The sequence below is a fragment of the Actinomadura sp. 9N407 genome (genome assembly GCF_044326315.1).
Lineage (GTDB): Bacteria > Actinomycetota > Actinomycetes > Streptosporangiales > Streptosporangiaceae > Spirillospora.
This window is the reverse complement of sequence record NZ_JBIRAW010000019.1, coordinates 136,283-162,309: the sequence shown is the minus strand read 5'-3', so window position 1 is coordinate 162,309 and position 26,027 is coordinate 136,283. Positions and strand designations below refer to the sequence as shown.

The following is a 26,027-nucleotide window of genomic DNA, read 5'->3' as shown; positions in this document are numbered from 1 at the left end:
CTGGATGAGTACGTCGCGCATTACAACCAGTATCGTCCGCGCCCGGAATCTGCGTCCACCAGACCGCGACGACATCACCACGGCCGCGATAACCGACATGACGACGGCGAGAATACGGCGGCGGAGAGTCTGGGGCGGTTTGCTCAACGAATACCGGCAGTCGGCATGACCCCGACCGGTCGACCGCGACGTCGCAGGTCACACACCGCGACAGAGTTATGGAACCCCACAGCGTGGACGATATTTTCGGCACCCGCAAGGCGGTCTGCGGCTTCTCGGCATCGTCGTTGTCGCCACCCTCGGGCCCATATCCAGGCCCTTCGCGTCAGTCGAAGGTGGTGGAGATTTCGTGCCAACCGCCGGGGACGAAGGTGGTGGCTTCGTCCGGTCCCCAGGTTCCTTTGGCGTAGGGGAGGGGCTGGGTGGGGAGGTCGAGGACGGGCTGGATGATGCGCCAGGATTCTTCGGCCAGGTCGAAGCGGACGAAGCGGCGGGGGTCGCCGGTCATCGCGTCGGTAAGGATGCGCTGGTAGGCCGCTTCCATCGGGCCTAGGACCTTGGTGAAGTCCACGCTGAGCGGGACTCGCCGGGTGCTGTCGCGTCCGGGGACCTTGGCGAGCAGGTCGAATGTGACCCCCGCATCGGGCTGGATGCGGAAGCGGATCAGATTGGGCTCTGGGGCGCCGTCGAAGAAGCTGATGGGCGGGGTGCGGAGTTGGGCGACCACTTCCAGATCGGTGGTGCCCAGTGCTTTACCGGAGCGGATGTAGAACGGGACGTCGGCCCAGCGCCAGTTGTTGATGCGCAGGCACAGCGCAGCGTAGGTCTCGGTGGTCGAACCCCCACGGACGCCTTCGGTGGCGAGGTAGCCGTCGTACTGGCCGCGGACGATATCGCCGGGTGCAACGGCCTCGACGGCGCGCAGGACCCGCCATTTCTCGTCGATGAAGGCGCGTGAGTCGGTCGACGGCGGCGTGTCCATGGCCAGGAGCGCGAGGATCTGCAGAAGGTGGTTCTGGACGACATCGCGGATCGTGCCGTTGGCGTCGTAGAACGAGCCACGGTCGGCGACGTCGAAGTCCTCGGCCATCGTGATCTGCACGTTGTCGACGTAGTGACGGTTCCAGATCGGCTCCAGGAGCATGTTTTCGAACCGGAACATCAGCAGGTCCTCGATCGGTTCCTTGCCGAGGAAGTGGTCGACGCGCCTCAGATGGTCCTCGTCGAAGAACTTCAGCAACTCGGCGTTCAACGCCCGCGCCGACTCCAGGTTGTTGCCGAACGGCTTTTCGACGACCATCCGGGCGTTCCTGTTCAGGTCGACCCTGGCCAGACCCTCGGCGACCGTCGCGAACAGCGAAGGAGGAACCGCAAGATAGTGAGTGAGGAATCCCGCATCGCCGACCTCGCCACGGATCGCATCGAAGGTGGCGCCGTCGGTGTAGTCGCCGGCGACGAGCCGGAGGTTCCCGGCGAACTTCTCGAACGCCGCGTCGTCCACCTTGTCGTGCTTGGCCTCGCAGGCCTCACGGGCCCGACTTCGCAGCCCGGCCAGGTCGAGGTCGGTCTTGGCGACCCCCACGATCGGCTGGTCCAGCACCCCGTCCGCCGTCAGCTGGTATAACGCCGGCAGCAGCATCTTGTACGCCAGATTCCCGGTGATCCCGAACAGCACCATCGCGTCGGCCCGCTCCATCGCCGCCCCCTCTTCTCGGCTCACAGCTTGACGCCTCGGCCATCCGGAGAACAAGCGTCCCGCGGGTCGCATAGCGCTCGGTCATGGTCAGAACGTGTCGCCTCGTCTCCATCGATCCCGGTTCGCATGTCGTTCCGTGCCGATGCCTGTGGGGCTCCAAAACGGGACATAGGTGTCTGACCTGCCGGTATGTCAACCGTGGTGGCCGCTGCGCTGGCAGGATCGGGTGCTTGTGACGGTACGGATGCTGTATGTGATGTTCGTCCGCTTGGCCGGGTGGATGGCGCTGCTGGCGCGTTCGACGGCGTCCAAGGATGCCGAGCTGCTGGTGCTGCGCCATGAGGTCGCGGTGTTGCGGCGCCAACACCCCAGGCCCAAGCTGGACTGGGCCGATCGAGCGGTGATCGCTGCCCTGGCGCGACTGCTGCCCAGACCCGCGAAGATGAGCCGGGCGGCGATCGTCCGGCTGGTCGGCGCGGTGCTGATGGAGCAGACCGACGAATGGGCCGAGGCCCGCCGCTATATGGGTCTGGAATTCCTGGCCAAAGCCCGCCTGCGCGTTATCGACGGCACCACACCCGACCCCAAGATCGACACCCAGGAACTCACCGCTTAACCTGCAGAAACAGGATCACGCGGAGACCCGCTCATACACCACTCCGCTGGACGTGACCCGCGGTCCTGGATGAATATGTCGCGCACTATAACCAGCATCGTCCGCACCGAGCCCGGAATCTGCGGCCACCAGACTCCGACGACATCACCACAGCCGCCGCAGTAACCGACATCGCGACGGCGAGAATACGGCGGCAGAGGGTCCTGGGCGGACTGATTAACGAGTACCGGGAGGCAGCGTGACAGGCATCAGCCGACCGTGATGCCGCAGGTCAAACACCACGACAGGGTTATGGAACCCCACAGGGTCGGCAGCGTCCGCCGCGAGTGCACCGACCGGCTCCTCATCACCGGTGAACGGCACCTGCGCCACGTGCTGGCCGAGTACAACACTCACCGGCCTCATCGGAGCCTGGCTCAGCAACCCCCCGACGCACGCAACCCACGGCGCCAACCCCACAACATCCGCGTCCTGCGCCGTGATCGACTCGGCGGACTCATCCACGAGTACTCGCAGGTCGCATGAGGTGACACGGTTTCCGGCACCCACACGGCCGAGGTGGGATCACGCCGACCGGCTCTGGCTCACAGCGTTGTCCCGGCTGGTTCGCCGCCGTTACTGGGCGAAGATCTTCCCGGTCACGATCGCACCATCACCTGACCGTCCGCAAGTGGACCTACACCGACCGGCGTCGGCCAGGCCGACCGTCCACCGGGGCTTCCATCGAAACGCTCAGGCTCATGCGGTCACAGCTCCCGCGGTTCGGTAGTTCGCAAGAGACCCGGCATGACAGCCATCAGTCGACCGTGACGCCGCAGGTCAAACACCACGACAGGGTTATGAAACCCCACAGGGGATGGCGCAGAAAGTGTCCCCTCCTGGATCGCGGCTGCGAGGTGTGCTTCTGCGGTCCTGCGTTGCCTGTAGAGGCGATCTATGCAGATGCCCTGTTCGCGGGCGATGTCTCGTACCGACAGGGCGTCCAGGCGCGTCGCGACGATCAGTGAAGCGCCGACCGGGGTGATGATCCCCTTGCGCACGGCGTCCAGCAGCAGGGACATCGGATCGGTGTCCCTGCCGCTGGCGGCGGACGCCAACTCCCATGGGTCGCGGGGCAGGTGACGGGCTTCCCATCCGAGGGCACGAAGTGCTCCCTTCCGCGCCCACAGCATCAGGCGAGGGGAGATGTTCGGCCGCTCGGTGTCGATGCGCGTCAGCTGGGTGACGAACTCGGTGAGCAGCTCCGACACGATGTCGTCGGCGTATCGCGCGGGGCTGGAACGGATCAGCCGGGCGGCTATGTTCTTCAGGCCTGGCATCGCTACCCCGACGCAGCCGATGACCCATGCGGGGTCCCCGGTACGTGCGCGGGCGACCAGCTCTGCCCAGGCGGCGTCCTTGAGGGCGTCGGAGGTGTTGCGTCCAGCAGCAGCGGCCGTAGTTCTCCGAGATCGATGCGGCGGGCGGTCAGGTCGTGCCCCAGCTGCTGGCCGTTGACCGCGAGCGGACTCGGTCCGGTGATCAGGAGCTTGAAGGATTGCTCGGCGACTCTCAGCGCTTTGCCTGGCTGCGTGCTGTCGCCACCGGCCCGAGCTGCTTCGTTGTCGGCTGCGGTGGTGACTTGGTGGAAGGACATGACGACCCCCGTTGCGTCGTGGCGGTTGATGGCGCCAGGTATCCGCCACGGCGTGAGCACTTCATGAGCAGCCGGTAGGCCGAAGGCAGGTGCTCACGCGGTGTCGAAGAGCTGCAGAGATCGGCTGTGACCTGCGGATACGACGCTGCTGGCGAGTCTTTGGGCAGGGACGGTAAAGCTGGAGTGAGTGCCGAGATTTTGGATGACCTCGTCATTTCGGCGAGGCGGGAGATGCTGGTAAAGATCTCGTGTAGGAACCCGCTCATCGCTTGCCCGCGAGGCGTCACCTGCTCCAATGAGGGCTAGGCGGCTGCGCGCTGGTACGCCTCAACAGGCCGTTCCGAAACCACAAAGCGCGGGCGTCCGGCTAACCGAGTTGCAAGCCAGGCGGAACTTGCGGGGCGATGCTGGCTGAACCAGCGCGAGGTGGGGTTGCTCCTGCAGGAGTCGACTCTGGGCCGCGGAGGTGCCGTTCCAGCGCGGTCGCCAGGGCGTTGGAACCGGCGTATCAACAGCCGCACCGGAGGAAGCATCGGCCCGCGCCAGGGAGATTGAGACGACATTGAAATGACGCGGGAAGGGCCTGAGCGCTTCGTCATGCGTCAGAACCGTTGTGAGTGGACTGGGCGAAGCGCCGCAGGGGGCACTGGCCGCATCGGCCGGGGAGGAACGGGGCCGGCGATGGTGGTGGTGGGTTGGTGCCGCTGCCGCGGTCATGCTGGTGCTCGCTGTGCTGCTGGTGCTGTTGTGGCCGGTTACGGCGTGGTGGGTCGAGCACGTCGACGGTGTGAAGCTGCATGGCCGGGATGCGCTCACGGGTAAGGATCGGCAGGAGTCATTGGACAAGGCCCGTGGCCGGATCACTGCGATGGCCACCGGGTTCCTGGCAGCGGTCGCGATCTACTACACCGCCGCCAACGCGCGCTCAGCCCGTGAGACCGCCAAGGCGGCGCAGGAAAGCGTGCACGCCGCCCTGCGTGCGGCCGACCACACCGAGCAAGCCCAGCTCCGCACCCATGAGCTGACCGAGCGCGGCCAGCTCACTGACCGGTTCACCGCCGCCGTTGCCCAGCTCGGCGACACCAACCCCGCCATCCAACTCGGCGGCGTCCACGCCCTGGCCGGGATCGCCGACGACGCCTCCCGCACCCTCCGCCAGACCTGCATCGACGTCCTGTGCGCCTACTTGCGCCTCCCCTACACCCCCGACCCCGGACCTCTGCCCACCGACCAGCAGACCACCCCCACCGCCGAACGCGACACGCACCACCAGCAGCGCATCGTCTACCGGGGGCTGCGCGAAGTACGCCACACCATCCTCCGTCTTATCGGCAACCACTTGCGCCTACCCGCCGAGGACCCGTATTGCTGGCAAGGCCACGACTTCGACTTCACCGACGTCGTCTTCGACGGCGGTGACCTGCACGGCGCTCACTTCACCGCTGGCACCGCCAACTTCACTAACGCCACCTTCGCCAACAGTTTTAGCTTCCGGAACGTGACGTTCTCTGGCGGCCAGGTCAGCTTCGCGGGCGCAAGGTTCTCCGGGCAGGTCGACTTCGCGGACGCGATGTTCGCCGACGGCGAGGTCAATTTCTGGGGCGCGATGTTCTCTGGCGGCCAGGTCAGCTTCGCGGGCGCAAGGTTCTCCGGGCAGGTCGACTTCGCGGACGCGCAGTTCTCCGGCGGAGAGGTCAACCTCGTGAACGCGACGTTCTCCGGTGGCCAGGTCAGCTTCATGGGTGCAACGTTCTCCGGTGGCCAGGTCAGCTTCAGGGGCGCGATGTTCTCCGGTGGCCAGGTCAGCTTCGTGAGCGCAACGTTCTCCGGTGGCCAGGTCAGCTTCGTGGGCGCGACTTTCTCCGACGGCAAAGTCATCTTCATAGGCGCGACGCTCTCTGGTAGCAAGGTCAACTTCTGGGGTGCGATGTTCTCCGGCGGCGAGGTCAACTTTGAGGATGCGACGTTCTCTGATGGCCAGGTCAACTTCATTGCCGCGATGTTCTCCGGCGGCGAGGTCAGCTTCGGGCGTGCATTGTTCACCGGCGGCCGCGTCGACGTCGCAGCACCGCGGGCGTGGGTACGGCCTCCGGTGGGGATCCCGATGGATGCTGAGGGGCGGCCTCCTGCAGGTGTGTCACTGCCGGACACGAACTGAGGAGGGGCGTCGTGGACCGACGTACGCAGGCCGCGAATATCCGGAGACGTCACGGCCGGGTTGACGTAACGTCCCGAGCCGACCACTGCCAGAACCTTGCCGAGGCCATGAAAGAACCGGATCTGACCTGCGTGTCTCAGTGACCCGCGTTGCCGCTGGGACGCGGGAGCCAGCCAGGTGCCGCCGGCCAGTAGCGAGGCCAGCCGGTAGGAGGCGCGTCGGTCCTGGCAGCGTTCGTAGGGCTGGGTGGTGACGGAGGAGGCGTGCCCCAGCAGTTGCTGGACGAGTTCGACGGGGACGGCGGCGTCCGGCAGCAGGGTGATGGCGGTGGCGCGCAGCACGGGCGGGGTGAGCCCGGCGTCGTCGCTGATCCGTCCGGCGGTTAGCGCGGCGACCTCGGCGGTCGCGCAGCCCGGTGGAGATCAGCAGCGCGGCCGCGGCGGCGTCGACCGGGCAGGTTCAGGCCCGGGCACGGCGGGCGTCGACCGGACCGGATAACGGTGCGACCCGCCTTGGACACGGTGGATCCATGAAACCGGCGCTGGTCAGGGCGGTACCCGGTGGCGGCCGTGCGACCGGGGCGCCCGGCCGCGTTCGGACACGATGTCGAGCCATGCACCACGCTCTGCTACCTGGCGGCGTGGGCCACGTTCGGGAGAAGGACGCCGATCAGCAGCCGACGATCTAGCGAAGTCGGCGACGAGATCGACACGGGCTTCCTCCAAGGCCTCGACTTCGCCGACCAGCCGAACTCAACCGATTCCTCCGGTTGCTGCACGCCTCGCTGGCTCCGTGATCGCAAGCGCGTCACTGCCAGATATCCGAGCATGATCCATGAGAGCTGGCTGGCCTGACCTGGAGGCCGCCGCCACAACCTTCCACCACACCACGAACCTCTTCAGCTGATTAGGGGCACCACCAGTCATCCAGGCCTTGGCTCAAGAATCACAGTTCGGTTGCTGCGCAAGCCCCGGCTCATCCCCGCCGTATGACGCTTCTGGTGAATCCGGAGGCCGGCTCTCCGAAGAGGAGGTCGAAGAAATAGGAGTTGTTCAGCAGTTCCGGGTAGTCCTCGGTGAGCCGGGTCAGGCTGCTGTTGAGAAAGCCCATCAGCGCGGCGAAGAACTCGGATCTGTCGGTGTCGATGATCTTGTCGCTGTACAGGCGGGTCAACTGGACGGCGTCGCCGTCGACAGTGATCTTGACGACGTCGTCCTGGTCGAAGAACGGAACGCTGCCGCGGCCCGACACGACGGCGTCGGTGAAGGCGCGCGGGAAGAACGTCACGACGTTGAGCAGAGCGAGGAAATTTCTGCCGTCGGTGCTGAGGTCCACATCGCCCGAACGGAGGATGAGCCTGCCGCGAAACAGCGAGGATTGCAGCCAGCCCAATCCGGTCGTGGCCAGGTCGGCGGGCGCGCCGTTGGGTAGGAGATGCCCTCGGGGGTCGCGCTCGAAATCGATGATCAGACTCATTTAGTCGCAGCTGTCCTTCAGGGTCGGGTGGATGGTACTGAACTGCCCGTCTGCCATGAACCAGACCTGGACGCGCCTCGTGCCCCTCGCCGGACCGCCGGCTGTCGGCTCGACCGTCCTATGTTCTCCCTCCGGTCGAGTTCGAACCAGTGGCAGTGGTTGCCCTGCTGATTGCTGGCGGTCGCCTCGAGGACCTCCCAGAGCAGTTCCACGATCCCCTCGACCGAGCTGAGCGCCTCGGTGAACTTGCTGCCGTCGGAGCCTGTGCCATGACTGTGCAGGGACAGAACGTGGGTCTCGATCCGCTGGACCACGTTGAGGATATTGAAGGGGGGTGTCATGGTCGCCGCGCCCGCAGTTGTGCACCAGGACAGATGACGTTCCCGCCTCCACGTAGTAGGTGTGGACGCCCTCGACGGAGAGGTTGTGGACGCTGCGCATGCCGAAAACCTCATCTGGGCAGGTCACGCGGCATGCCGGTACTCGTTGAGGATTCCGCCGAGGCGTTGGTGGCGTCGTATGTCCAGGTGGGCGATCTGGTCGGGGTCGGTGATCGGTGAGGGCAGCGGAGTGCACGGGCGGGCGTTCGAAATGCCCCGGTGCGGCCGGTGCTCGTTGTAAAAGGTCTCGAATTCGCGCAGGGCATGGAGCAGGTGGCGTTCGTTCCAGATCAGGGTCCGGTCGAGAAGCTCATGGCGGCAGGTTTGCACCCACCGTTCCATGATCGAGTTCATGCGTGGCATCCGGACGCCGGTGAGCACGATCTTGATGTCGGTGTCGGTCAGGACGGTGTCGAATAGTTCGGGGTACTTGCCGTCGCGGTCCCGGATCAGCCACCGTGCGCGGCACCCGGTGTCCTCCAGGTCCATGACCAGGTTCCTTGTGGCCTGGACCACCCACGCGGCGGTCGGGTGCGCCGTTGCACCCAGGACGCGTATCCGGCGGGTGCGGTGCTCGATCATCGCCAGCACGTACATGCGTGCACCGGTCAGGGTGACGGTCTCCAGGAAGTCGCAGGCCAGCAGAGCGTCGGCCTGGGAGCGCAGGAACGCCGCCCACGTGCCGGCGGCGCGTTCGGGTGCCGGGTCGATCCCGGCCTCCTTCAGGATTTCCCACACGGTGGAGGGCGCGACCTTCACGCCGAGCACGAGCAGTTCGCCGTGCACGCGGCGATAACCCCAGTCGGGGTTCTCCCGGACCAGGCGCAGCACCAGCGCCCGGATGGAGCGCGCCGTCGGCGGCCGGCCAGGCCGTTTCGGCCGGGACTGGGTAGCGTGCCGACGTCGGACAAGGTCGCGATGCCAGCGAAGCACCGTATCCGGACGCACCAGCAACCGTATCCGGTGCAGCGCTCCGGGCGTCAGACGGTGCAGTAGCGCCGCCAGGAACGCCCGGTCGACCGGGGTGAACCGCACCTTCTGTCCGCCCAGCGGACGTTCCAGCACCGCGAGTTGATGCCTCAGCGCGAGGATCTCGGTGTCCTTGTCCCGATCGCTCGCGGGAAGAAGGCGCAGGACCGAGAAGGTGTTCGCCACCGTCAGATAGGCCAATCGCAACAACACAGCAGACCATCATGCCGCGGTGACCACCTCGCGCACGGGTCGTTAGGAGCTGTTCAACCAGTGCCACTGCGCCCAGTGGCTTGATCACCGGCCGGGTGCACTCTCACCTGCATGGATGACATTTTCGGCACCCACAACGTTGCTCGGCGAGCAAGGGGTCGATATCCACGTCATCCAACGCATCCTCGGACACGCCCAGCTGAGCACCACGCGCCGGTACACCCACCCGACGGACGGGCTCACGGCCAGCGCCATGGGACGCATTGGAGCGGCGCTCTGGGGCCGATCTGGCCCCGAACCGCAACCCAAACTGCAACCGAGACGGCCCAGGGCAGACACCGGATCCGGTGTCTGCCCTGGTCACATGGGGTGGGTCGCGTGGGACTCGAACCCACAACCTACGGATTAAAAGTCCGCAGCTTTCATGTTAGGCCAGCTATTTTGGTGCCGCCCGATACCATTCTGTCCACGTCCAGTCCGATTTCGGTGCCAGGCCATATCGTTGCCTGTCAGTCCGTACCAAGGCTGCCGAGCCAACAACGAGCCAACATGGCCATCGATGGGCGTGTTTAATGGAGTGACCTCATCTCAGCGTACACGTGACTCCGGTAGGCACGCATCGCCGGCATGCAGCGCTGTGAGCATCATGAATGAGTCGGTTATGTGAGCCGGTCCCGGTTGGCGTTTGCCTCGGCCCGTACGGCCTCGGCGAAGGCATCGTCGTCGTCATCTTCCATATCCTCCTGGTAGAGGAGCCAGCAGCCGCGGATCCCGTCGAGGAGATCTTCCAGGAGGTTTTGCGCGGGCCGCGTGGGGTCGAGCGGGGTGGTGCGGATCTCGTCGCGGAGGGCTTCGCGCAGGCGGGGGTCCTGGTGCTGGTCGGCGAGCTGTTCGGCTTGGTCGATGCGTTCGCACAGGTCGTCGATGTCGGGGATGCGGCCTTCGGCGACGATCATGGCGTCACCGATCATGCCGGTGATCGTGGCGTACGGGGTCAGGCCGCTGTTCAACTGTTCCAGCACGATGGTGGGGGTCGCGTGTGCGAGGGCCTCGATGTTGTCGGCTTCCTCGACGATCTGGGTGGGCTGCAGGCTGGTGATCTCTGCGGTGACATCGGCGGCGGCCTGCAGCCAGTGCGCGGCGGCGATCGCAGCGGCGACCGGATCGACGTCGGTGAACAGGGCGGGGCTGCCGAGCGGGTTTCTGGAGAAGATCGTGTCGGCGGCGTCGACTTGTGAGGGTGAGGCGTCGGCGCGGGTGAGCGTGACGGCTTGGCGGGAGCGGCCGGTGAAATCGCCTCGTTCGGCCCGCTCCACCGCGGCCAGTTCCTCTTGGACTTCGGTGACGATCCGTGCGGTCAGGCCAGGATCGCTTGGGGCATGTAGTGCGCGACCGACCTGGTGGGCAGCCTCTTCGACGGGGTTGTAGGACTGGAGGAGCATGCCATCGGTGGGGAGGTTCGGATTGGTCACGGCGTCGGTGGCCTTGGTGAAGGCTTCCCGATGCCGTTCCCGGCGCCAGCCTTCGCTGTTCTCCCCTTGGTCCTCGGATGCCGAGGCGGGATGGGTGTAGGTGCGCCAGGCCTGGGCGCCGAACTGCGTCAGTGCATGCGCGAGGTGCTGGGCCTGGTCGCCGGAAACCTCGCTGGACAACTCGGTGACGGTGAAGGCGGTGTGAGCGGCGCCGGTCTCCCAGAACACCATGAGCGCATGACGGTCCTCGTCATAGGCGTAAGTACTCAACGGACCCTCCCAGAGGTGTTAGCAGCAACCGTGCCACGCCACACCCGGGCAAGGGGCGATCCGCCCCGGCCGCGCAGGCGCACTGACCAAGTCTGCGATCAAGAGCAACGCTGAACTCGGACCAAATCTGGCCAGCTCTGAGGAGTGACGGGGCCGGGCCGCTAGGTTCCTGTCATGTTCGGGCAAGCTGTGGTCAAGTACCTCGAAGAGCGGATGCGCGAGCGCCTCCATGGACAGGGCCTGACCGACGCGCACCTGGAGCGTCCGATGGGCGCACGAAGCCCACGCGTTAGCCACTGGCGACACCAGAACGCTCGACCCTCGTATGAGGATGCCAAGCGACTCGGCGAGGAACTGGCCAAGCAGCACCCAGAACTCGGCATCGGACCGTACGACCTCCTGCAGCAGGCCGCATATGACCCTGTGCCAGATCCAAAGGCAATCGAGTTCGAGGAGTATGTCCACGAATGGGACGAACTCACGATCCGGTTCCACCGGGCGTCGTGGTACCAGCGCTACTTGATCGTCCGTGAAATCAAAAAGATCCTCGACGAAAAGCCCTGACTGCTCGCGCAGGTTGCCCGTTTAATGCCCCACCATTGAGAACTCCGCGAGCCTGCAAGGCTCCGGGGGCTGGCCAAGCGAAGGGACCGACATGGGCAACACTACACAGGCCATGAGTGCTACGGAACGTCTCGTCAGGGCCGCCCTGGAACTCCACCGCCTCGCCAATGAAGCGAGGAATGACAAGCAGCTCAGCGCGACGGTGGAGGGCGTCGATCAAGCTGCATCGGCATTCGCTATCGATGTGAGCGATCACGTCGCCTCGCTCCGTGAATCCATTTCATCCGCTAGTGATTGATACTGGTCATGTCATGATCGCGATGCGCCGGTTGGGTCCACGACACAGAAAGCACCCTAAGAGCGTGTCTCGTGTGGAGGGTTTGGCGAGTTTCTTGTAGCAGGTGATGGTGGCCGCGAGGGTGAGGAAGGCGGTGAACGGATGGCCGTGGCGTTCGTAGCGGACGGTCAGCCGCCGGTAGCCAAACAGCCAGGACAGCGTTCGCTCGATCACCCAACGGTGGCGGCCCAGGCGTTCGCCGGACTCGATGCCGGGCCGGGCGATGCGCGGCACGATCCGCGCCTGCGTGACCAGGCCAGGTGCTCGCATGAATGACCAGGCACCGTCCCGGCTTCAGTTCACCACGGCTCAACTTCAGAACAATCGACCTTCTGCATCCGGAAAATCGCCGGGTTGGTCGATGTGAGGACGTGATCCATCGGAGATGTCTTTTGTCGGCTGCCCTGCTGGCGAGTGAGGGATACTTTCCGTTGGACCACGGAGGGTCTCGTCGCCGATTGGTTCGTTGAACTCTCGCTCTTCTATCAACGGTTCGTCGATCTTACCGAGACCGGCATGCGGGTCGAGGAGGCCAGTGATCAGGCCCTGGGTCAAGTCGATGTAGGTCAGGTACGGGGTCTCCCGCTTGGGGATGGTCCGTTTGTGGTTGCGCAGGGCGCGGTCGTTGTCGGCGATGATGATCTGGAAGGAGTTGTATCGGGCCCCGTAGGAGGATTGGCTCCAGGTGATCACGTAGTCGAGGACTCGGTTGTAAATATGGTCGGCCAGGTCGGTGTCGGCGTCGCCGGCACCGAAGTTCTTCCGGGGCGAGTCGATCATCAGGAGTGTAGGAAGAAGTGAGCTGGTGCCTTCCTGGGTGATGGCCAACAGCGCGAGACTGTAAGCGATGCTCACTGCCGAGCGTGCACCGCCGCCGCGACCGTCGAAATCCAGCCCGTCGATAAGTGGCAGGAGTGTGTTGCGGTCAATGTGCACCTGGCCGGTGAAGTGCGGCAGTTTGATTCGGTCCAGGATGGATCGCAGGGTGGCCCGCAGGTGTCGGAGCAGGTTGTCAGGACGGGCGTGTTCGTCTCGCAGATGCTCGAGTTCGGCTTGGCGGCGGTCTTGTTCGGATTGTAGTTCGGTGATCAACTGGCGTAGTTGAGTCAGTGGCTTGATCCGACCCAGGTCGTTGCGTTTGGCGGTCAGTTCGGCGGTGAGTCGGGCGTGTTTGGCTGCGGCGCTGCGTATCGCTCCTATGTGAGGGTGAACGTCCGGGCCAGTGGTCATTTCTCGTTCGTGTCGTAGACCGCTCACTTTCAGTGCCGCCTTGTTCGCCCTATCACCGGCTTCGGTGACGACGGATTCCAGGTCCTCGAGGGTGCGCTGCGCAACTTGGAGTTTCTGGCGGATCGCGTCCACTTCGACTTCTTGGACGACACCGGGGTGCAGGCCGTTGCACAGGTAGCAGCGTCCGGGTGCGGGAGGCTGGCGCGGCACTGGACCGAAGCAGATGGGGCAGTTGGCCAGCACCTTATGGAGGGTCAGCGGAGAGGGCGGGCGTCGCTGAAGTTCTTGAAGCTCTTCCAGAGCGGACTGGAAGCCGTTCACCTCTTGCTGAGCGCGGTCATGGTGACGGCGTGCGCTCTCCAGCGCGGTCTCGGCTTCTCGCCACTCCCGATGGGCCATGCGTATCTGCTCGGCCAGCGTGTGATCGAGCCGCTCGGCAGCGCCGGCGTTCGCCTGCAGTTCGGACAGCACCGAGGCTGCCTGCTGTCGTGCGCTAGTCAGAGCTGCGATGTCCATCTCGATTTGTTGCTGGACACGGTCCTGAGGCGCGCCGAGAAACTCCTCGATGATCTGGAGGCGGTCGCGGTGCCGACGCAGCTCTCGCTCCCCGTCTCTGATCTGGCCTTCGAGACGCTGGATGGCGGGTGAGGTGAGGTGAAACAGCAGCCGCATGATCGCGACTCGTACCGTGTCCTGCCCTGGCGGCATGATGAGGAAGCGGTCGATGTCGCTCTGGCACAAGTAGCAGTAGGGCAGGATCGCCGAGGCGAAGTCCAGTTGTTGCCCGCCTGGCGCGCTGATCGATGCGATGGCCTCGTCGAGGCCGAACTCTTCTAACAGCCAGTCCGAGAAGGTCTGCTGGTTCTCGCTGCGCCGTACCGGGAACTTGCCGACGAGGGTGCCGTCGGCTGCGGTGACGGTGATGTGTGAGCGGCGCAGGTGGCGGCGGTTGAGGACATAGGTCGACGTGCCGATTCGGACCGTCGCCTTAACCTCGCGCAGGTGCTTGTGGACAGTGCCGCGAAAGCGGACGGTGCGGCCGAACACGAAGGCGATCGAGTCCAGGAAGGAGGTCTTGCCCCGGTCGACCGGACCATGCACGATCACAATGTGCTTGTCGAGCTGGTAGGGCCGCTGCCAGCCGTGGTCGGTACGTATGGCCAGTTCCAGCATGCGAAGGGTTGTCGGCATGGCTACCCCTTCCTGGGCCGGTGGCCCGTCGGCTAGTCACACAAACCAGAGTGAACGCTGCGTCCCGAGGATGCAGCCGCTTCCGAAACCCCAGCCGCACACAAGGGGGCGCCTATGAGGTGAGGGGGCGCATCGGTCTGATGATGAAGCATCGTACTCTCGTATGCTAGATTCAATTCACGGAGACGTGAGTGCTGGCTAGGTCAGGAGAGGTGTGATGGGGAAGGGACGTGGCCCCGGCGACCTCCCGGCGTTCCCTGATCTCATCCGGGAGCTCCGGGAAGCCGTCGCCCTGTTCGACGCGCTGCGCAGGGTGCAGATGGATTATGAGGTGCCCGACGAGCTGTACGAGTTGTGCCGGGCCATCGTCGATCATCGTGACCAGACTGGCGAGCCCACACCCGGAGGCCCGACACCCAAGGGTACGCGTTCACCGCGTGGTAGGCGGGTGGTGGAGCAGCGTGCGCTCCGGCACGCGCCTCTGCGGCAGATGGTTTTCGAGGTGATCCGGCCAGGTGAGGAGTTCACCGTCTCCGATGTCACGCGCGGGCTGGCCGACCTGGGCATCGCCGCCGAGGCCAACGCAGTGAGCAACGCCCTGGGGTACTGGGTCACCCGCGAAAGGCTCAGGCGTGTCCGCAAGGGTGTCTATCAGAGCCTGGCCGCAAGCCAGGGCGAAACCACGTCCGGGGTGCCTCTCAAGGAAAGCTCTGGAGAGGAGCGGGTCCCTGGCCGCGGGGGCACGCTATCGCCGGGCGGCCCCGGTGGGGATAGGAAAGCGGGGTAGTAGGTCCGTGATCCCGATGTGCGGACAACGGCTGTGCCGCCGGTGATGTGCGCGACACGCCGAATGGCCGGCAGGTCCTTTTCTGGAGAATCTCCGGCTGACACGAGGATCGAACGTCGTTACCGCAGGCACGGGAGGTCTTGCCGATTCGATGACCTGGCCCGCCTGTACATATCGGTCACATTTGTTCACTTGTCCGAGGTCGTCTGCATGTTACCTATACCGCATTCATCGGCGGCATATGGGATCATGGCAGGTACTCAAAAGGCCCCGCGCGGTCGCACCCGCCGGGGCCTGTGGTCCATTCCTAGATCCTGGTGGGGAAAGGATAGAACGTGGGTAACGATAGCACTTCAGCACGCATGCTCGGGAGACTTGACTTTCGCGGGCATGTCGTGTCGGTGTATACCGACGACCGCGGCTCCTGGGTCTTCGTCGGTCAGATCAGTGCCCTGATGGGCATCGATCCGAACGCGCAGCGGCAGGCGATCGAGCGTAAGCACTGGTCAGAGGGCATGACGTGTCAAATACACGCCATGCTGCCCGGGCAGCCCCGGGCCTACCCGAACTTCGCCCTGCACGAGCGCCGGCTCCCGATGTGGATCGCCACCATCTCCACCGGCCACATCAAGGACATCTCGGTCCGTACCGAGGTCGAGGCGTGGCAGAGCGAGTTCGCGGACGCGCTGTACGACTACCTTGTCCAAGGCGGCGCCATCCGAACCGATGCCACGCACGAGCAGATCGAGGTGCTGCACGCCCGAATCCAGGCCATTCGCACCTCCGAGAAGCATGCCCACCGTCGGCTCACCGACCTCATCGCCGAAACGTCCGCCGACTACGACACCACCAGCGCGCAGGTCCGCAGGTTCTTCGCCAGCGTCCAGAACATTCTGCTGTTCGCTGTCTCCGGCAAGGTTGCCGGCGAGCTAACAACTCAGCGGAAGATCGCGTGCTACCAGGGCAAACGCGGCCCCACCAAGAAGGACCTGGCCACCGCGAAGAACTATCTCACCGAGAAGGAGTTGCGTGCGCTGGAGAAGCTCGTCGGCGTGTTCTTCGACCTGGCCGACATCCGCGTCATGTTCCGCGACGACGTGACCCTGCCGCTGTGGCGCGACATGCTGAACGACGCGATCCGCACCGCTGGTCGCCCGGTGCTCCGCGAGCATCGCCCCTGGGCCGCCTGACCTGTGCTGCGCTCTCCCGAGACAACCACCCGCTGATCCGACACGCGATGGCCTCCTGGAAACCCAGGGACATCACCGGCTCGTCGTTCTCTGCGTACTTCATGCAGCCCAGCAAGGGAACGGAGCGATGCTGGGCAGGAACCGGAACGAACGTGCGCCGGGAGATCGTGTCGGCGGTCAAAGTCGCCGACACGATCACGACGGATTCCCATCGCACTAACTGGCTTGGGTGCTGCCCACGCCTACGCGACAGCACCGCCTGCACAGGCCATGGCACGGACACCTCAACGTCGAGTCTGCTGTGCGTTGCGCACCGTAGCCGCGAGCGTGTGGAGCATGTCAGCGATTTGGTCGGCCTCGTCTGGCGTCAGGTGACTGCCCGGCTTGCCATCGTGGCCGGTAAGGGAAATGTGTGGCGGTTTACCCTTGTCAGTATAGATACTGGCGAGTATCGAGGAGTGGTAGGTCTCGTCGCCGCTTGCGGTACTGACCGTGTACGGGTAGGCGGCCAGCGCGACACCGTAAATCTTGCCGATGTGCTCGTCGTCGCCCTGCGGGGATGTGTGGTCCTCGATGCACCAGGATGGGCATTCAGAGGGGCTGTCGCCGGGGGACTGTTTCAGCCGACCGGCAGCTACACGCTTCAGGATCTCCAGGGCGACTCGCTCGGCCTCGTCGAGCGTGAGATTGATGCCGATAGGAGAGTCGGCGCGGCCGACCCACAGACGCGGCCCAAGTTCGCGGTAGTGCTGCAGGAGGTAGACGTCCGCGTGGGCGGGGTCGTCGTAGGGGACCGACTTTCCTGTCCAGCCTTTCCCATCAGGCGTGACGCCGGGTCCCAGGGGAGGTTCCTCGGCGGTCAGGGTGATGTGCGTAGCCGGTCCGAAGTGGAACCGGTCTGCGATGTGGTCCTTGTCCTTGTGCGCATCGCCTACCTCGCACCAGGACGGGCATCCGTCCGGCAGCCAGGCAGGCCACTTCGCAGCCTCGGGGGCGGTTGCGGTCGTTGGCTGATCTTCAGGGGCGGCGTCGACGGTGAGGCTGTCTCTCGTCTGCTCCAAGGTACGGCCGCTCTCGGCCTTCAGGTCGATGATGGTCATCCCAGCCACTCCTCTTGTTGTGGACTGTTCTTGAATCATTGCGTATCGTGACCAAAGTCTCTCGGTGGCCATGGACTCATGGCCGGTATCGGACGGGTGTAGTTCCTTTGCAAGGACTTCGTCACCTGCGTGGACTGTGGCTTTGCGCCAGTACGGCAGGAGGGTCGGCCCGGTGTCGGTACGTCGCCGACGCCTGGCCTTGTTTGTGCCGGATCTCCCCTGCGGGGGAGACGATCGCTCCGCCGAGGGAGTCGAGGCTGACGGCGCGGACGGAACCCTGGAGCCATGACCTCTTCGGAACCGTCCTCGGCCGTCCGGTGGGCCGCCCGGGTCGGGATCGCGTCCCTCCTGCCCTACGCGGCGATCAAGGCCTATTGGGCGTTCGGCGGCTGGGCGGGCTTGATCAGGACGGGTCGGAGATCCTGGCTGGTTCAGCCGCGGCGATGCGGGCCGGGCAGATCGCGGCCGTGATGGGGCTGGAGGACTCGGCGGCCAAGCGGGCGGGATTGCTGTCCAAGCTGAAGCGGCTGGTCGAGTGGGGTTGGGCGAGTGAGAACGAGCCGGGGCTGTTCGCCTTGACCGCATCGGCGGCGCGCGAACCGGCCGCCGGGCCGGCCAGCAGGTCCAGTGGTGGGCCCGACGCATCGCCTTGTCACCGGTCAAGTGACTGCGGCGGGCTCTTCCCCGGTGCAGATTCGAAGGCAACCACACCTACAGAACCAAACCCTTCAATCACGATCGACTCGAGGACCTGTTGCTCGCGTCCCTGCTCGACCTGTGGAGTCCACCGGGTTCGGTGAAGCGCGAACGCGAACCACTGGACCGGCTTGGTGGGTTGCGTGGGACTCGAACCCACAACCTACGGATTGAGAGCGGCGCTACGAAACGCTGCCCGCATCGCCGGCACATCCCTGTCGAGAGCACCAAATCCGTCGGCTCCGGCAGATATCGTGTGGACCCTGATCGAGGAGTTTCATGAGCGACGTAGACGGCACAATCGTGCCCGTTTGGACCCTGTCCACAACCCAGGGTTTGACTGTTCCCGCATTCGCCGACGAGGGGACCCTTACACCGGAGCGCCTGTCCGAACTGCGCTCAGCCCTCGCAGCGTTCGCATCGGCCCCGTTGGTCACGTTGGAGGCTCACTCTCTCCCGGCGAAGCGTGACCGATCGACTGGTCTGCCGCTCGACGCGATGAGCCCCCTCGCCCAAGAACTATCTCGGCTCGTGGCTGCCAACGCGCAGAAGGTCCCGGCTGTCGCCCACGTTGCGGAGTCCAGCGAGGTGCTCTACCGCATGGTTGTTCCTGCGAAGGTTGCATCGCAGGTGGGCAAGGGACTCGTGAGGCCCATGCGGTCCAAGGCTGTTGACGGCGGCGTGTACGGCGACTTGATCGCGGTCACGGGCAAGAAGGTCATCGCCGCCAAGGCCTCCTTCGTGCCGGTCGAGGCGGCATCTGCAGGAGCAGCCGGAACCGCCGTCGGCGCGGCCGCCGGGACGGCCGTAGCGGGCACCGCGATGACAGTGGCCGCTCCGCTCGTTCTCATGGCGGTGGCGGTCGGCGCCAGCGCCTACGCCGATCACGAACGCCAGAAGGCCATCGAGAACATCACTGAACTCTTGGAGAAGCTCCACGACGACAGGCTGGAGGCGGAGCGCAGCGAGCTCGACGGCTGTCGTGACGCCATCGACAAGGCAACGGCTTTGCTCCTTGACCGCGGCAAGGTCGGAGCATCGCTCGGCTTGGACTCCGCTGTGCATGCGATCAGCACGGCTACGCAGAACGCAGAACGCCGGGTGAAGAAGTGGGAGGCCACGCTCGACGGTGTGGTCGGCAACCATGTCGATGTTGCCGAACTGGAAGCTGCATTCCCAGGTGTCACGGAAGACGGCGGCGAGTTTCGGGCCCACCTTGAACTGGCTGCGCTCGCGATTGCTCTCAAGCGTCGCGTAGTCGTCCTGCAAGGGGTGGAGGCGGGGCAGAGCGATTACGAGAACCCGTTCGAGAACTTCGTCCGCAGCCTGCGCGACGACCAGCAGCGGATCAACGATCTGGAAGCTCGCGTGGAGAACGTCCTCATGCGACTGTCGGCGCTCGAGTTGCGGTCCCCGAAGCGGCTCATCGACAAGGTCATGACTCGAAAGCAGGTCGACAGCCTGCTCGACGCGTCGTACCGGCTCCGGGCACTCGGCGCAGGTCACAGTGCTTCTGCGCCCAAAGGTGACGTCGTGATCGAGATCGAGAAGCATAGCGACGGAACCCTGCTGGTGCTTCCTGCGCGCGCCTCCTGAACGCCCCTGTGGTGTTTCAAAACGGGGCATAGGTGTCTGACCTGCCGGTATGCCAGCCGTGGTGGGCATTGTGCTGGCAGGATCGTGTGCTTGTGATGGTGCGGATGCTGTATTGATGTTCGTTCGCTTGGCCGGGTGGATGGCGCTGCTGGCGCGTTCGACGGCGTCGAAGGACGCGGAGTTGCTGGTGCTGCGCCAGGAGGTCGCGGTGTTGCGGCGGCAGAACCCAGGCCCAAACTGGACTGTGCCGACCGGGTGGTGATCGCCGCCCTGGCCTGGCTGCTGCCCAGACCGGCGAGGATGAGTCGGCTGGTGTACCGGAGACGCTGTTGCGCTGGCGTCGGCGCCTGGTCCGATGGCGGTGGACCTATCCTCGCCGCGGTGGCCGGACGCCGGTCGATGCCCGGCTCGTGGTGCTGATCGAGCACATAGCCTGCGAGAACCCGAGCTTGGGGTGCCGGGGGATCCAGGGCGAGTTGTCTGGTCTGGGCATCCGGGTGGAGCGTCCACGTGCGGCGGGTGCTGAAGCGGCTACGGATACTGCCCGCGCCGCAACGCCGCCGATGCACATGGCGGTAGCTCCTGCGCACGCAGGCCTCGACCATGCCGACCTGCGATTTCTTCCATGTCGACTGCGCGGTTACCTTGAGCCGGGTCTATCTGTTCTTCGTGATGAAGGTGGGCAGCCGCCACATTCATCTCCCGGGTGTGAGCGCGCACCCGGACGGAGTGTGGACGGTGCAGCAGGCCCAGAATCTGCTGATGGGTCTGGGGGGTTCGGTTTCCTGGTGCGCGCTCGGGCGGGCCGGTTCACCGCAGCGTTCGATGCCGTGCTCAAGGCTGCCGGGATCAGGGTGGTGAAGATCCCGCCACGAAGCCCGAAAGCGAACGCCTATGCCGAACGATGGATACGTACCGTGCGGGCCGAGGTCGCCGATCGACTGCTGATCACTGGGCCACGCCACCTGCACGCGGCCCTGGATGAGTACGCCGTGCACCATAGCCGGCATCGTCCGCACCGAGCCCGGAGTCTGCTGCGACCAGACCGCGACGACATCACCACGGCCGTGATAACCCACATGACGACGGCGAGAATACGACGGCGCAGGGTCCTGGGCGGTCTGATCAATGAGTATCGGCAGTTGGCCTTGTCCTCACCAGTCGGCCGCAACGTCGCAGGTCAGAAAGCGCGACAGGGTAATGGAACCCCACACGCTGGTCTGGAACCAGCGGCACCGGCTCGACGCCCTCCGCGAGTTCGAGAACTTCCACAACGAGCATCGGCCTCACCAAGGCATCACCACCGCGCGCCCCCTTGAAGCCGCTGCCTTCAGCGATCACCGACCCGAACCAGATCGCCTGCCTGAGCATCCGAAAAAGGCAACGTCTGGGCGGGATCCTCAACGAGTACGAGAATGCTGCTTGACCCGCGCGGACGAAACTTTCGGCACCCGCACAATTGAGATCGCCATTTGTCGAGTTGTGGCTGGTTGCCCCACATGCAAATGCCCTACGCCGAGACGAGCTGCATCAGCTCGGTGTAGTCGGTGACGACGTCGTAGGTGACGTTCTGGCCGTTCTTTGCGTTTAGTGAGGCGAAGAACTTGCGGGCGCACTCGATCTTGGCCTCCTCGACGCCCTTGAGCTGGAGAGTCGAGAGCGAGCCCTTGGTCTCGGCGACGAAGTAGACGTGCCTGACGCTGCCCTCGGTGAACGCGATGGCCCAGTCCGGGTTGTAGTCGCCGACCGGGGTCGGGATGAAGAAGCCGCGTGGCAGCTTCGCGTAAACCGCGACCTCCGTGCTGGTGTCCAACTCGGTCACGAAGGCCCGCTCGATCTTGGAATCGGTCACCACGTAGTCGTAGATGTGCTTCGTGAGCTTGCCACCGGCATGGGTGAGGTCTTGTTTGGTTTGATTCTCGGTGAAGATGGCCGAGTCGAATCGGTCCTCCAGCGCGTCGTACGTCAGATGATCGACAATCACGGTGGCCTTCTGCTCGTTGATCAGCCGGGTCGCCTCGGCGATGAACTGCTCCGGGTTGAGCCGGAACTTCGCAAAAATGGTGGGATGCACGCCACGCAGGATCGCCGCGGCCGTGCGGCGAGTGAGCTTGGTCTTCTCCGTGATCTCGCCCAACAGGTCGTACTTCACCTGCGAGCCTGCACTCACGGACTCGGTGTGGGTCTGGGTGCTCGACACCGCGAAGCCGGCGCCGCTGGTGAGGTCATCGGACTCCAGTTGATCGCGTTGCTCACCGGCCTGGACGACATACTGCATCGGCGCGACGTTCAGGTGCGTGTCGAGATGGGCAATGGATTTGCGGATCAGCTCGGCCGAGTCGAACTCGACCTGATACACGGCCTTGTGGTTGATCCGGCCCCAGAGTGCCTGGAACTCCTTCCTTGCGAAGTTGGCCTCGTTGAGCGGCACCTTCTTCGGCTTGCGGCCGTCGATCAGGTCAGGCACCTCGATGTAGAGCGCGTCGACGAGCGGCAAGATGAAGTCGATGACCGAGCGCAGCACCTCCGAGGTCGGCTCAGCGAGCGCCCCGGAGTCCTTGGCCAGCTTGTAGGTATCCGAGATCGTGTCGTCGTCGTTGAGGTAATCGTTCTTGATGAGGTACTTGTACAGCGCTTGCGCGACCACCTCCTCGACAATGGACTCGCCGTCGGGTGTCTGGATGGTCTTGCCGGCGAAGAACTTGACGCTCGCCTTCCGAGGCCGTGCAGCCAAGGACTCGGAGATCTCCTTCTGGAGTCCGGTGACGAAGTCGGTGTAAGACTCGTCGGTGACGACGGTGAGCTCGTTGATGTCGTGCACGGTGACCGGGTTGTCCATGCGCTCACCGTGCTGATCGACCGACAGACGCAGACCGCGGCCGATCTCCTGCCGGCGGGACACCGTGTTGTCGCTCTTCTTGAGCATCCCCATGACGAACACATTCGGGTTGTCCCAACCCTCGCGCAGCGCCGAGTGGGAAAAGACGAACCGCACCGGCTCGGCGAACGACAGGAGACGTTCCTTGTCCTTGAGGATGAGGTCGTACGCTGCGGTGTCCGTGGACTGACCCTTGTCGTCGCCGCGCCCGGAGACCCTTCCATCGATTTGGCGCTTGGACTTCTTGTCGATCGAGAAGTAGCCTTCATGCACCCGCCGCACCTCGTCCCGACGGAGGTAGGCCTGGTACTCGGACGTGGCGTCATCGATAGTCAGCTTGCCGAGCACCTCGTCGCGGATCGCCGCGTACTCCTCCTCGAAGAAGCGCGCATAGTCGCCGAGGGTGTCCTCACGGTCGTAATCGCGGTACTTGGCGACCTCGTCGATGAAGAACAGCGAGAGCACCTTGATGCCCTGGCTGAACAGCTCGCGCTCCTTGTCCAGATGCGCGCGGATGACCTCGCGAATCTGGATCCGACGCTTCGTCTCCTCCGTGACGTCGCGATCGGCGAGCTGACCCGCGGCAACGACGTCGCCGTTGCTCAGCTCGATCACGTCGCGGTTCGCGTCGATCTCGGTGATGAACAGACCCTTATAGGCTTCGATCCCCTTCGACCTGTCATGCAGGTTCGCACCGACGTCGAGCCGCTTCACCTGCCGCCTGATATCGGACTGGGTCTGGACTTCGATCTCGACGCGGGCACGGGGTTTCGCTCCCTTGGCGATCTCGATCGCGTCCAGATATAGGTAGGCGCTTGAACCGGCCAGCCCCTTGACCGTGATGCCGCGGACCGCGATCTTCTTGACCAGCTTCTGGTTGTACGCGTCGAGGGCGTCGAGGCGGTGCACCTTGGTGTGTTCGACCTTATGGGTGGCCGAGTAACGCAGCATCACCAACCCGTGGAAGCGTGAGAGAGCGTCGAGAGACTTCGCGGCACCGATCTTCTGTGGTTCGTCGATGATGACGATCGGCCGGTTCGCAGCGATGACGTCGATCGGGCGACGGGACTGGAAGTCGTCGAGCACGTCGTAGATGCGCCGATTGTCCTTGCCGGTCGCGTTGAACGCCTGGATGTTGATGATCATTACCTGCACGCCAGCATCGGAGCTGAATCGCTCCAACTCGTGCAGCTGTGAAGAGTTGTAGATGAATGACCGCGGCTTAGTTCCGTATAGCTGCTGAAAGTGGTCCGCGGTCACGTCGAAGGACTTCTTCACGCCCTCGCGAATCGCGATCGACGGGACGACGATGATGTACTTCGACCAGCCGTACCGCTTGTGTAGCTCCATGATCGTCTTGATGTAGACATAGGTCTTGCCCGTACCCGTCTCCATCTCGATGTCCAGGTTCGGGGCACCGGGCGCGGCCTTGCTGTCGACAAGCTTGCCTGCCAACGGCAGGTTGCGGGACCGCTGGACCTTATGGACGTTCTCCAAAAGCTGGGCGCCACTGAGCGCGATCTCGGCGTTGCGCAACCCCGAGTCGGGCCTCTCGTTCGTCTCGAACAGCGCAGGGTTCGCCGCCGGGATCAGCTTGCCAGGGTCGATCTGGTACGAGATGGCGCCATTCTTGGGTTGCCCATCGAAGACCTCGACGACCGAGTCGACGGCGTCGGTCTGGTACTGCTGGACCTTGAACTGAAGCTTCATCCCGCTCAAATCGCCTTCACATCGGTCACAGGAGAAACCTCACGGAAAATCTGCTCCGCGTTGATCCGCGCGTCGTCCGACGCGAAACCGGAGTCGCGGAACACCGCGCGAAGCGGTTGCCGCTTAGCGATGGCATTCACCAGCTCTACGCTGACTCGCTCGTCGAAGCAGGCGATCAGCGCACCGTCCTCGACAACGAACACCTGGTGCCCGTCGATCTGCTGGATGCTGATGGGCATTGTCAGTTCGAGGCCCCAATCGAGCAGCACCTGGAACAAGAGATCCTCGCTGGAGCGGCCCGCCTTCACGCTGCCTTCGAGTTGATCGAGGGCGAGCTGACTTGTCTCGTCTGGTGAACGCAGTACGTCGGCCATGTTTGTCGTGTCGACGCGGACGAGGCGATAGCCGGCGTCTGGTGACTGTAGTTCCTTGGTGAGCTCGGCGGCAACGTTTTTGAGCCGTTCGAGGCTCATGCCGAGAATAGATTCGAAAGTTGGCTCCGGCTTGGTCAGGGGCTCGTGAACCTGTACCGAAATGAATCGGCGATTACCGCCGTCAGTCGCATTTTGAGTCAGAACGGCATGGGGTGTTGTGCCGCTGCCGTTGAAGAAGTCAAGGACGATGTCCTCGGAATTGGCAGAGGTTGCGAGCTGGAGTACCCGTTGAATGAGTTGCACGGGCTTGACCGAGTTCAGAACGTTCTCGGTGTGCTCAAATGGAACGTACTTGAGCAAATCCTTCTTCGCATCCTGGGTGTGTCCCACTTCGCGGTAGGTCCAAAGTGTCTGCGGCGTGCGACCCCCAGCCACCTCCGTCAAAAATCGCTTAACGGCGGGTACGTTACTACCATCCAACCCCCACCAAATGCGTCCGTCCGCATTGAGTTCGTCAAACTTCTGCCGGCTGAAGCGCCAGTAGCTTCCGCGTGGCGGACCACCAATAACACGACCCGATGGGGTCGTGATTGGGTAGACGCCCGCATCGTATCGGTTTCGAGCAGCTAGATCACTCGCCTTCCACGGTCCGCGCGGATCGCCGTCTGGATTCTTGTAGCGCGCTTCCATTTCTGCGGTGCGTGGAAGTTGATTTGGCTGCCACTGCATCTTATCTCGGGCATAGCAGACGATGTAATCGTGATCTTCCGAGAACCACTGTGCAGAATTCTTCGGCGAGTAGACCTTCTGCCAGATGATCTGGGCGACGAAGTTTTGCGCACCAAAAACTTCATCACACAGCTTACGTAGGTTGTCGACCTCGTGATCGTCGATGGAAATGAAGATTGTACCGTCATCCTTGAGCAGATTTCGCGCCAACTTAAGACGCGGGTACATCATGCTGAGCCAGTCGGAGTGGTAGCGACCGTTAGTTTCACTGTTCGCGACCAAGCGGTTGCCAGTCGCATCGACTTGACCCGAACGGGTGAGGAAAGACTCGACGCTTTCCGCGAAATCATCGTCGTAGATGAAGTCTCCGCCGGTGTTGTACGGCGGGTCTATGTAGATCAGCTTGACCTTGCCGAGGTAGGACTCTTGAAGCAGCTTGAGTGCGTCGAGGTTGTCGCCTTCGATGAAGAGGTTCTTGGTGGTGTCGAAGTTGACGGACTCTTCACGTGCCGGGCGGAGGGTCTTTGCGATGGGGGCGTTGGCGACGAACGCGGCGGCGCGCTTACCGGGCCAGTCGAGCTGATAGCGCTCTTGCGGTCCTTCCACCACATGATCAGAGAGATCCTGGCGTAGCAGGTCGAAGTCGATCGCCCTGGTGACGTTGCCGTCGGCGTCGATGGCCTCCGTGATGACGGTCGGGAACAGCTCGGCGAGCCTGTCGATGTTGGCGTTCGTCAGGTCTGGCGACGTCATGCGTAG

20 protein-coding genes, 1 tRNA gene and 3 pseudogenes are annotated in these 26,027 nt (G+C 64.1%); 12 read left to right on the top strand and 12 right to left on the bottom strand.

Translation table 11 applies throughout. The annotated features are described in order from the left end of the window. Positions 1–325: 325 nt before the first annotated feature. Entirely contained in the window at positions 326–1,678 is a 1,353-nt protein-coding gene (gene zwf / locus ACH34Q_RS27850; protein ID WP_395986039.1) for a glucose-6-phosphate dehydrogenase, read from the bottom strand. A gap of 463 nt (positions 1,679–2,141) precedes the next feature. On the opposite strand from zwf, the pseudogene ACH34Q_RS27845 reads away from it, so the two are divergent. Beyond that, positions 2,142–2,312, top strand: a pseudogene (locus tag ACH34Q_RS27845) (IS256 family transposase); the annotation flags it as partial. Between the two features lie 746 nt (positions 2,313–3,058). Here ACH34Q_RS27845 and ACH34Q_RS27840 read toward each other — a convergent pair. Beyond that, a complete protein-coding gene (locus tag ACH34Q_RS27840; protein ID WP_395986025.1) occupies positions 3,059–3,631 on the bottom strand; it encodes a hypothetical protein in 573 nt (190 codons plus the stop codon). Positions 3,632–4,663: 1,032 nt separating this feature from the next. Between ACH34Q_RS27840 and ACH34Q_RS27835 the strand changes: the two genes are divergently transcribed. Together ACH34Q_RS27835 and ACH34Q_RS27830 are read left to right on the top strand one after the other, a co-directional pair. Further along, a complete protein-coding gene (locus tag ACH34Q_RS27835) occupies positions 4,664–6,106 on the top strand; it encodes a pentapeptide repeat-containing protein (protein WP_395986024.1) in 1,443 nt (480 codons plus the stop codon). A 263-nt stretch (positions 6,107–6,369) separates the two neighbouring features. Further along, complete coding sequence (locus tag ACH34Q_RS27830; RefSeq protein WP_395986023.1) at positions 6,370–6,492, top strand: hypothetical protein; 123 nt, start codon at positions 6,370–6,372, stop codon at positions 6,490–6,492. Between the two features lie 589 nt (positions 6,493–7,081). Here ACH34Q_RS27830 and ACH34Q_RS27825 read toward each other — a convergent pair. Continuing rightward, a complete protein-coding gene (locus ACH34Q_RS27825) occupies positions 7,082–7,582 on the bottom strand; it encodes a hypothetical protein (protein WP_395986022.1) in 501 nt (166 codons plus the stop codon). A gap of 464 nt (positions 7,583–8,046) precedes the next feature. Continuing rightward, positions 8,047–9,144 carry an integrase core domain-containing protein gene (locus ACH34Q_RS27820; protein WP_395986021.1) on the bottom strand — a complete coding sequence of 366 codons (1,098 nt, stop codon included), beginning with the start codon at positions 9,142–9,144 and terminating at the stop codon, positions 8,047–8,049. 115 nt (positions 9,145–9,259) lie between these two features. Between ACH34Q_RS27820 and ACH34Q_RS27815 the strand changes: the two genes are divergently transcribed. Further along, entirely contained in the window at positions 9,260–9,553 is a 294-nt protein-coding gene (locus tag ACH34Q_RS27815) for a tyrosine-type recombinase/integrase (protein ID WP_395986020.1), read from the top strand. Here ACH34Q_RS27815 and ACH34Q_RS27810 read toward each other — a convergent pair. Both ACH34Q_RS27810 and ACH34Q_RS27805 read right to left on the bottom strand, forming a co-directional pair. Continuing rightward, a tRNA-Lys gene (locus tag ACH34Q_RS27810) sits at positions 9,515–9,597 on the bottom strand. The two genes, ACH34Q_RS27815 and ACH34Q_RS27810, sit on opposite strands and share 39 nt — an antisense overlap. 206 nt (positions 9,598–9,803) lie before the next feature. Next, on the bottom strand, positions 9,804–10,886 hold the full coding sequence (locus ACH34Q_RS27805) for a hypothetical protein (RefSeq protein WP_395986019.1): 1,083 nt from the start codon (positions 10,884–10,886) through the stop codon (positions 9,804–9,806). A 174-nt stretch (positions 10,887–11,060) separates the two neighbouring features. Between ACH34Q_RS27805 and ACH34Q_RS27800 the strand changes: the two genes are divergently transcribed. After that, complete coding sequence (locus tag ACH34Q_RS27800) at positions 11,061–11,450, top strand: hypothetical protein (RefSeq protein ID WP_395986018.1); 390 nt, start codon at positions 11,061–11,063, stop codon at positions 11,448–11,450. 91 nt (positions 11,451–11,541) lie between these two features. After that, positions 11,542–11,748, top strand: a complete 207-nt coding sequence (locus ACH34Q_RS27795) for a hypothetical protein (protein WP_395986017.1) — start codon at positions 11,542–11,544, stop codon at positions 11,746–11,748. Positions 11,749–11,847: 99 nt separating this feature from the next. On the opposite strand, the pseudogene ACH34Q_RS27790 reads toward ACH34Q_RS27795, so the two are convergent. Further along, positions 11,848–12,027: pseudogene (locus ACH34Q_RS27790) on the bottom strand (transposase); the annotation flags it as partial. A 75-nt stretch (positions 12,028–12,102) separates the two neighbouring features. Continuing rightward, positions 12,103–14,190 (bottom strand): hypothetical protein, encoded by a 2,088-nt coding sequence (locus ACH34Q_RS27785; protein WP_395986016.1) that lies wholly within the window; start codon positions 14,188–14,190, stop codon positions 12,103–12,105. 235 nt (positions 14,191–14,425) lie between these two features. On the opposite strand from ACH34Q_RS27785, the gene ACH34Q_RS27780 reads away from it, so the two are divergent. Continuing rightward, positions 14,426–14,995, top strand: coding sequence for a hypothetical protein (locus tag ACH34Q_RS27780; protein WP_395986015.1), 570 nt, complete (start codon positions 14,426–14,428; stop codon positions 14,993–14,995). A gap of 335 nt (positions 14,996–15,330) precedes the next feature. After that, on the top strand, positions 15,331–16,185 hold the full coding sequence (gene rhuM / locus ACH34Q_RS27775; RefSeq protein ID WP_395986014.1) for a RhuM family protein: 855 nt from the start codon (positions 15,331–15,333) through the stop codon (positions 16,183–16,185). A 284-nt stretch (positions 16,186–16,469) separates the two neighbouring features. Here the strand turns inward: rhuM and ACH34Q_RS27770 are convergent, their stop codons facing one another. Further along, on the bottom strand, positions 16,470–17,285 hold the full coding sequence (locus ACH34Q_RS27770) for a DUF6907 domain-containing protein (RefSeq protein ID WP_395986013.1): 816 nt from the start codon (positions 17,283–17,285) through the stop codon (positions 16,470–16,472). A gap of 975 nt (positions 17,286–18,260) precedes the next feature. Between ACH34Q_RS27770 and ACH34Q_RS27765 the strand changes: the two genes are divergently transcribed. The 4 genes and pseudogenes from ACH34Q_RS27765 to ACH34Q_RS27750 form a co-directional block, all read left to right on the top strand. Further along, positions 18,261–19,577: a hypothetical protein gene (locus ACH34Q_RS27765; protein ID WP_395986012.1), complete on the top strand. Its 1,317-nt coding sequence runs from the start codon at positions 18,261–18,263 to the stop codon at positions 19,575–19,577. 115 nt (positions 19,578–19,692) lie between these two features. Next, the gene (locus ACH34Q_RS27760; protein WP_395986011.1) at positions 19,693–19,839 is read left to right on the top strand and encodes a hypothetical protein; all 147 of its coding nucleotides are present in this window, start codon (positions 19,693–19,695) and stop codon (positions 19,837–19,839) included. A gap of 341 nt (positions 19,840–20,180) precedes the next feature. After that, on the top strand, positions 20,181–20,438 hold the full coding sequence (locus tag ACH34Q_RS27755; RefSeq protein WP_395986042.1) for a hypothetical protein: 258 nt from the start codon (positions 20,181–20,183) through the stop codon (positions 20,436–20,438). Then, positions 20,366–20,542 (top strand): annotated as a pseudogene (locus ACH34Q_RS27750) (hypothetical protein); the annotation flags it as partial. The gene ACH34Q_RS27755 and the pseudogene ACH34Q_RS27750, both read left to right, overlap by 73 nt. 160 nt (positions 20,543–20,702) lie before the next feature. Here the strand turns inward: ACH34Q_RS27750 and ACH34Q_RS27745 are convergent. From ACH34Q_RS27745 to ACH34Q_RS27735, 3 genes are all read right to left on the bottom strand, one after another. After that, the gene (locus tag ACH34Q_RS27745) at positions 20,703–20,948 is read right to left on the bottom strand and encodes a hypothetical protein (RefSeq protein WP_395986041.1); all 246 of its coding nucleotides are present in this window, start codon (positions 20,946–20,948) and stop codon (positions 20,703–20,705) included. Positions 20,949–21,087: 139 nt separating this feature from the next. Beyond that, positions 21,088–24,165 carry a type III restriction-modification system endonuclease gene (locus tag ACH34Q_RS27740; protein ID WP_395986010.1) on the bottom strand — a complete coding sequence of 1,026 codons (3,078 nt, stop codon included), beginning with the start codon at positions 24,163–24,165 and terminating at the stop codon, positions 21,088–21,090. Positions 24,166–24,170: 5 nt separating this feature from the next. Continuing rightward, positions 24,171–26,021, bottom strand: coding sequence for a site-specific DNA-methyltransferase (locus ACH34Q_RS27735; RefSeq protein WP_395986009.1), 1,851 nt, complete (start codon positions 26,019–26,021; stop codon positions 24,171–24,173). Positions 26,022–26,027 lie beyond the last annotated feature (6 nt).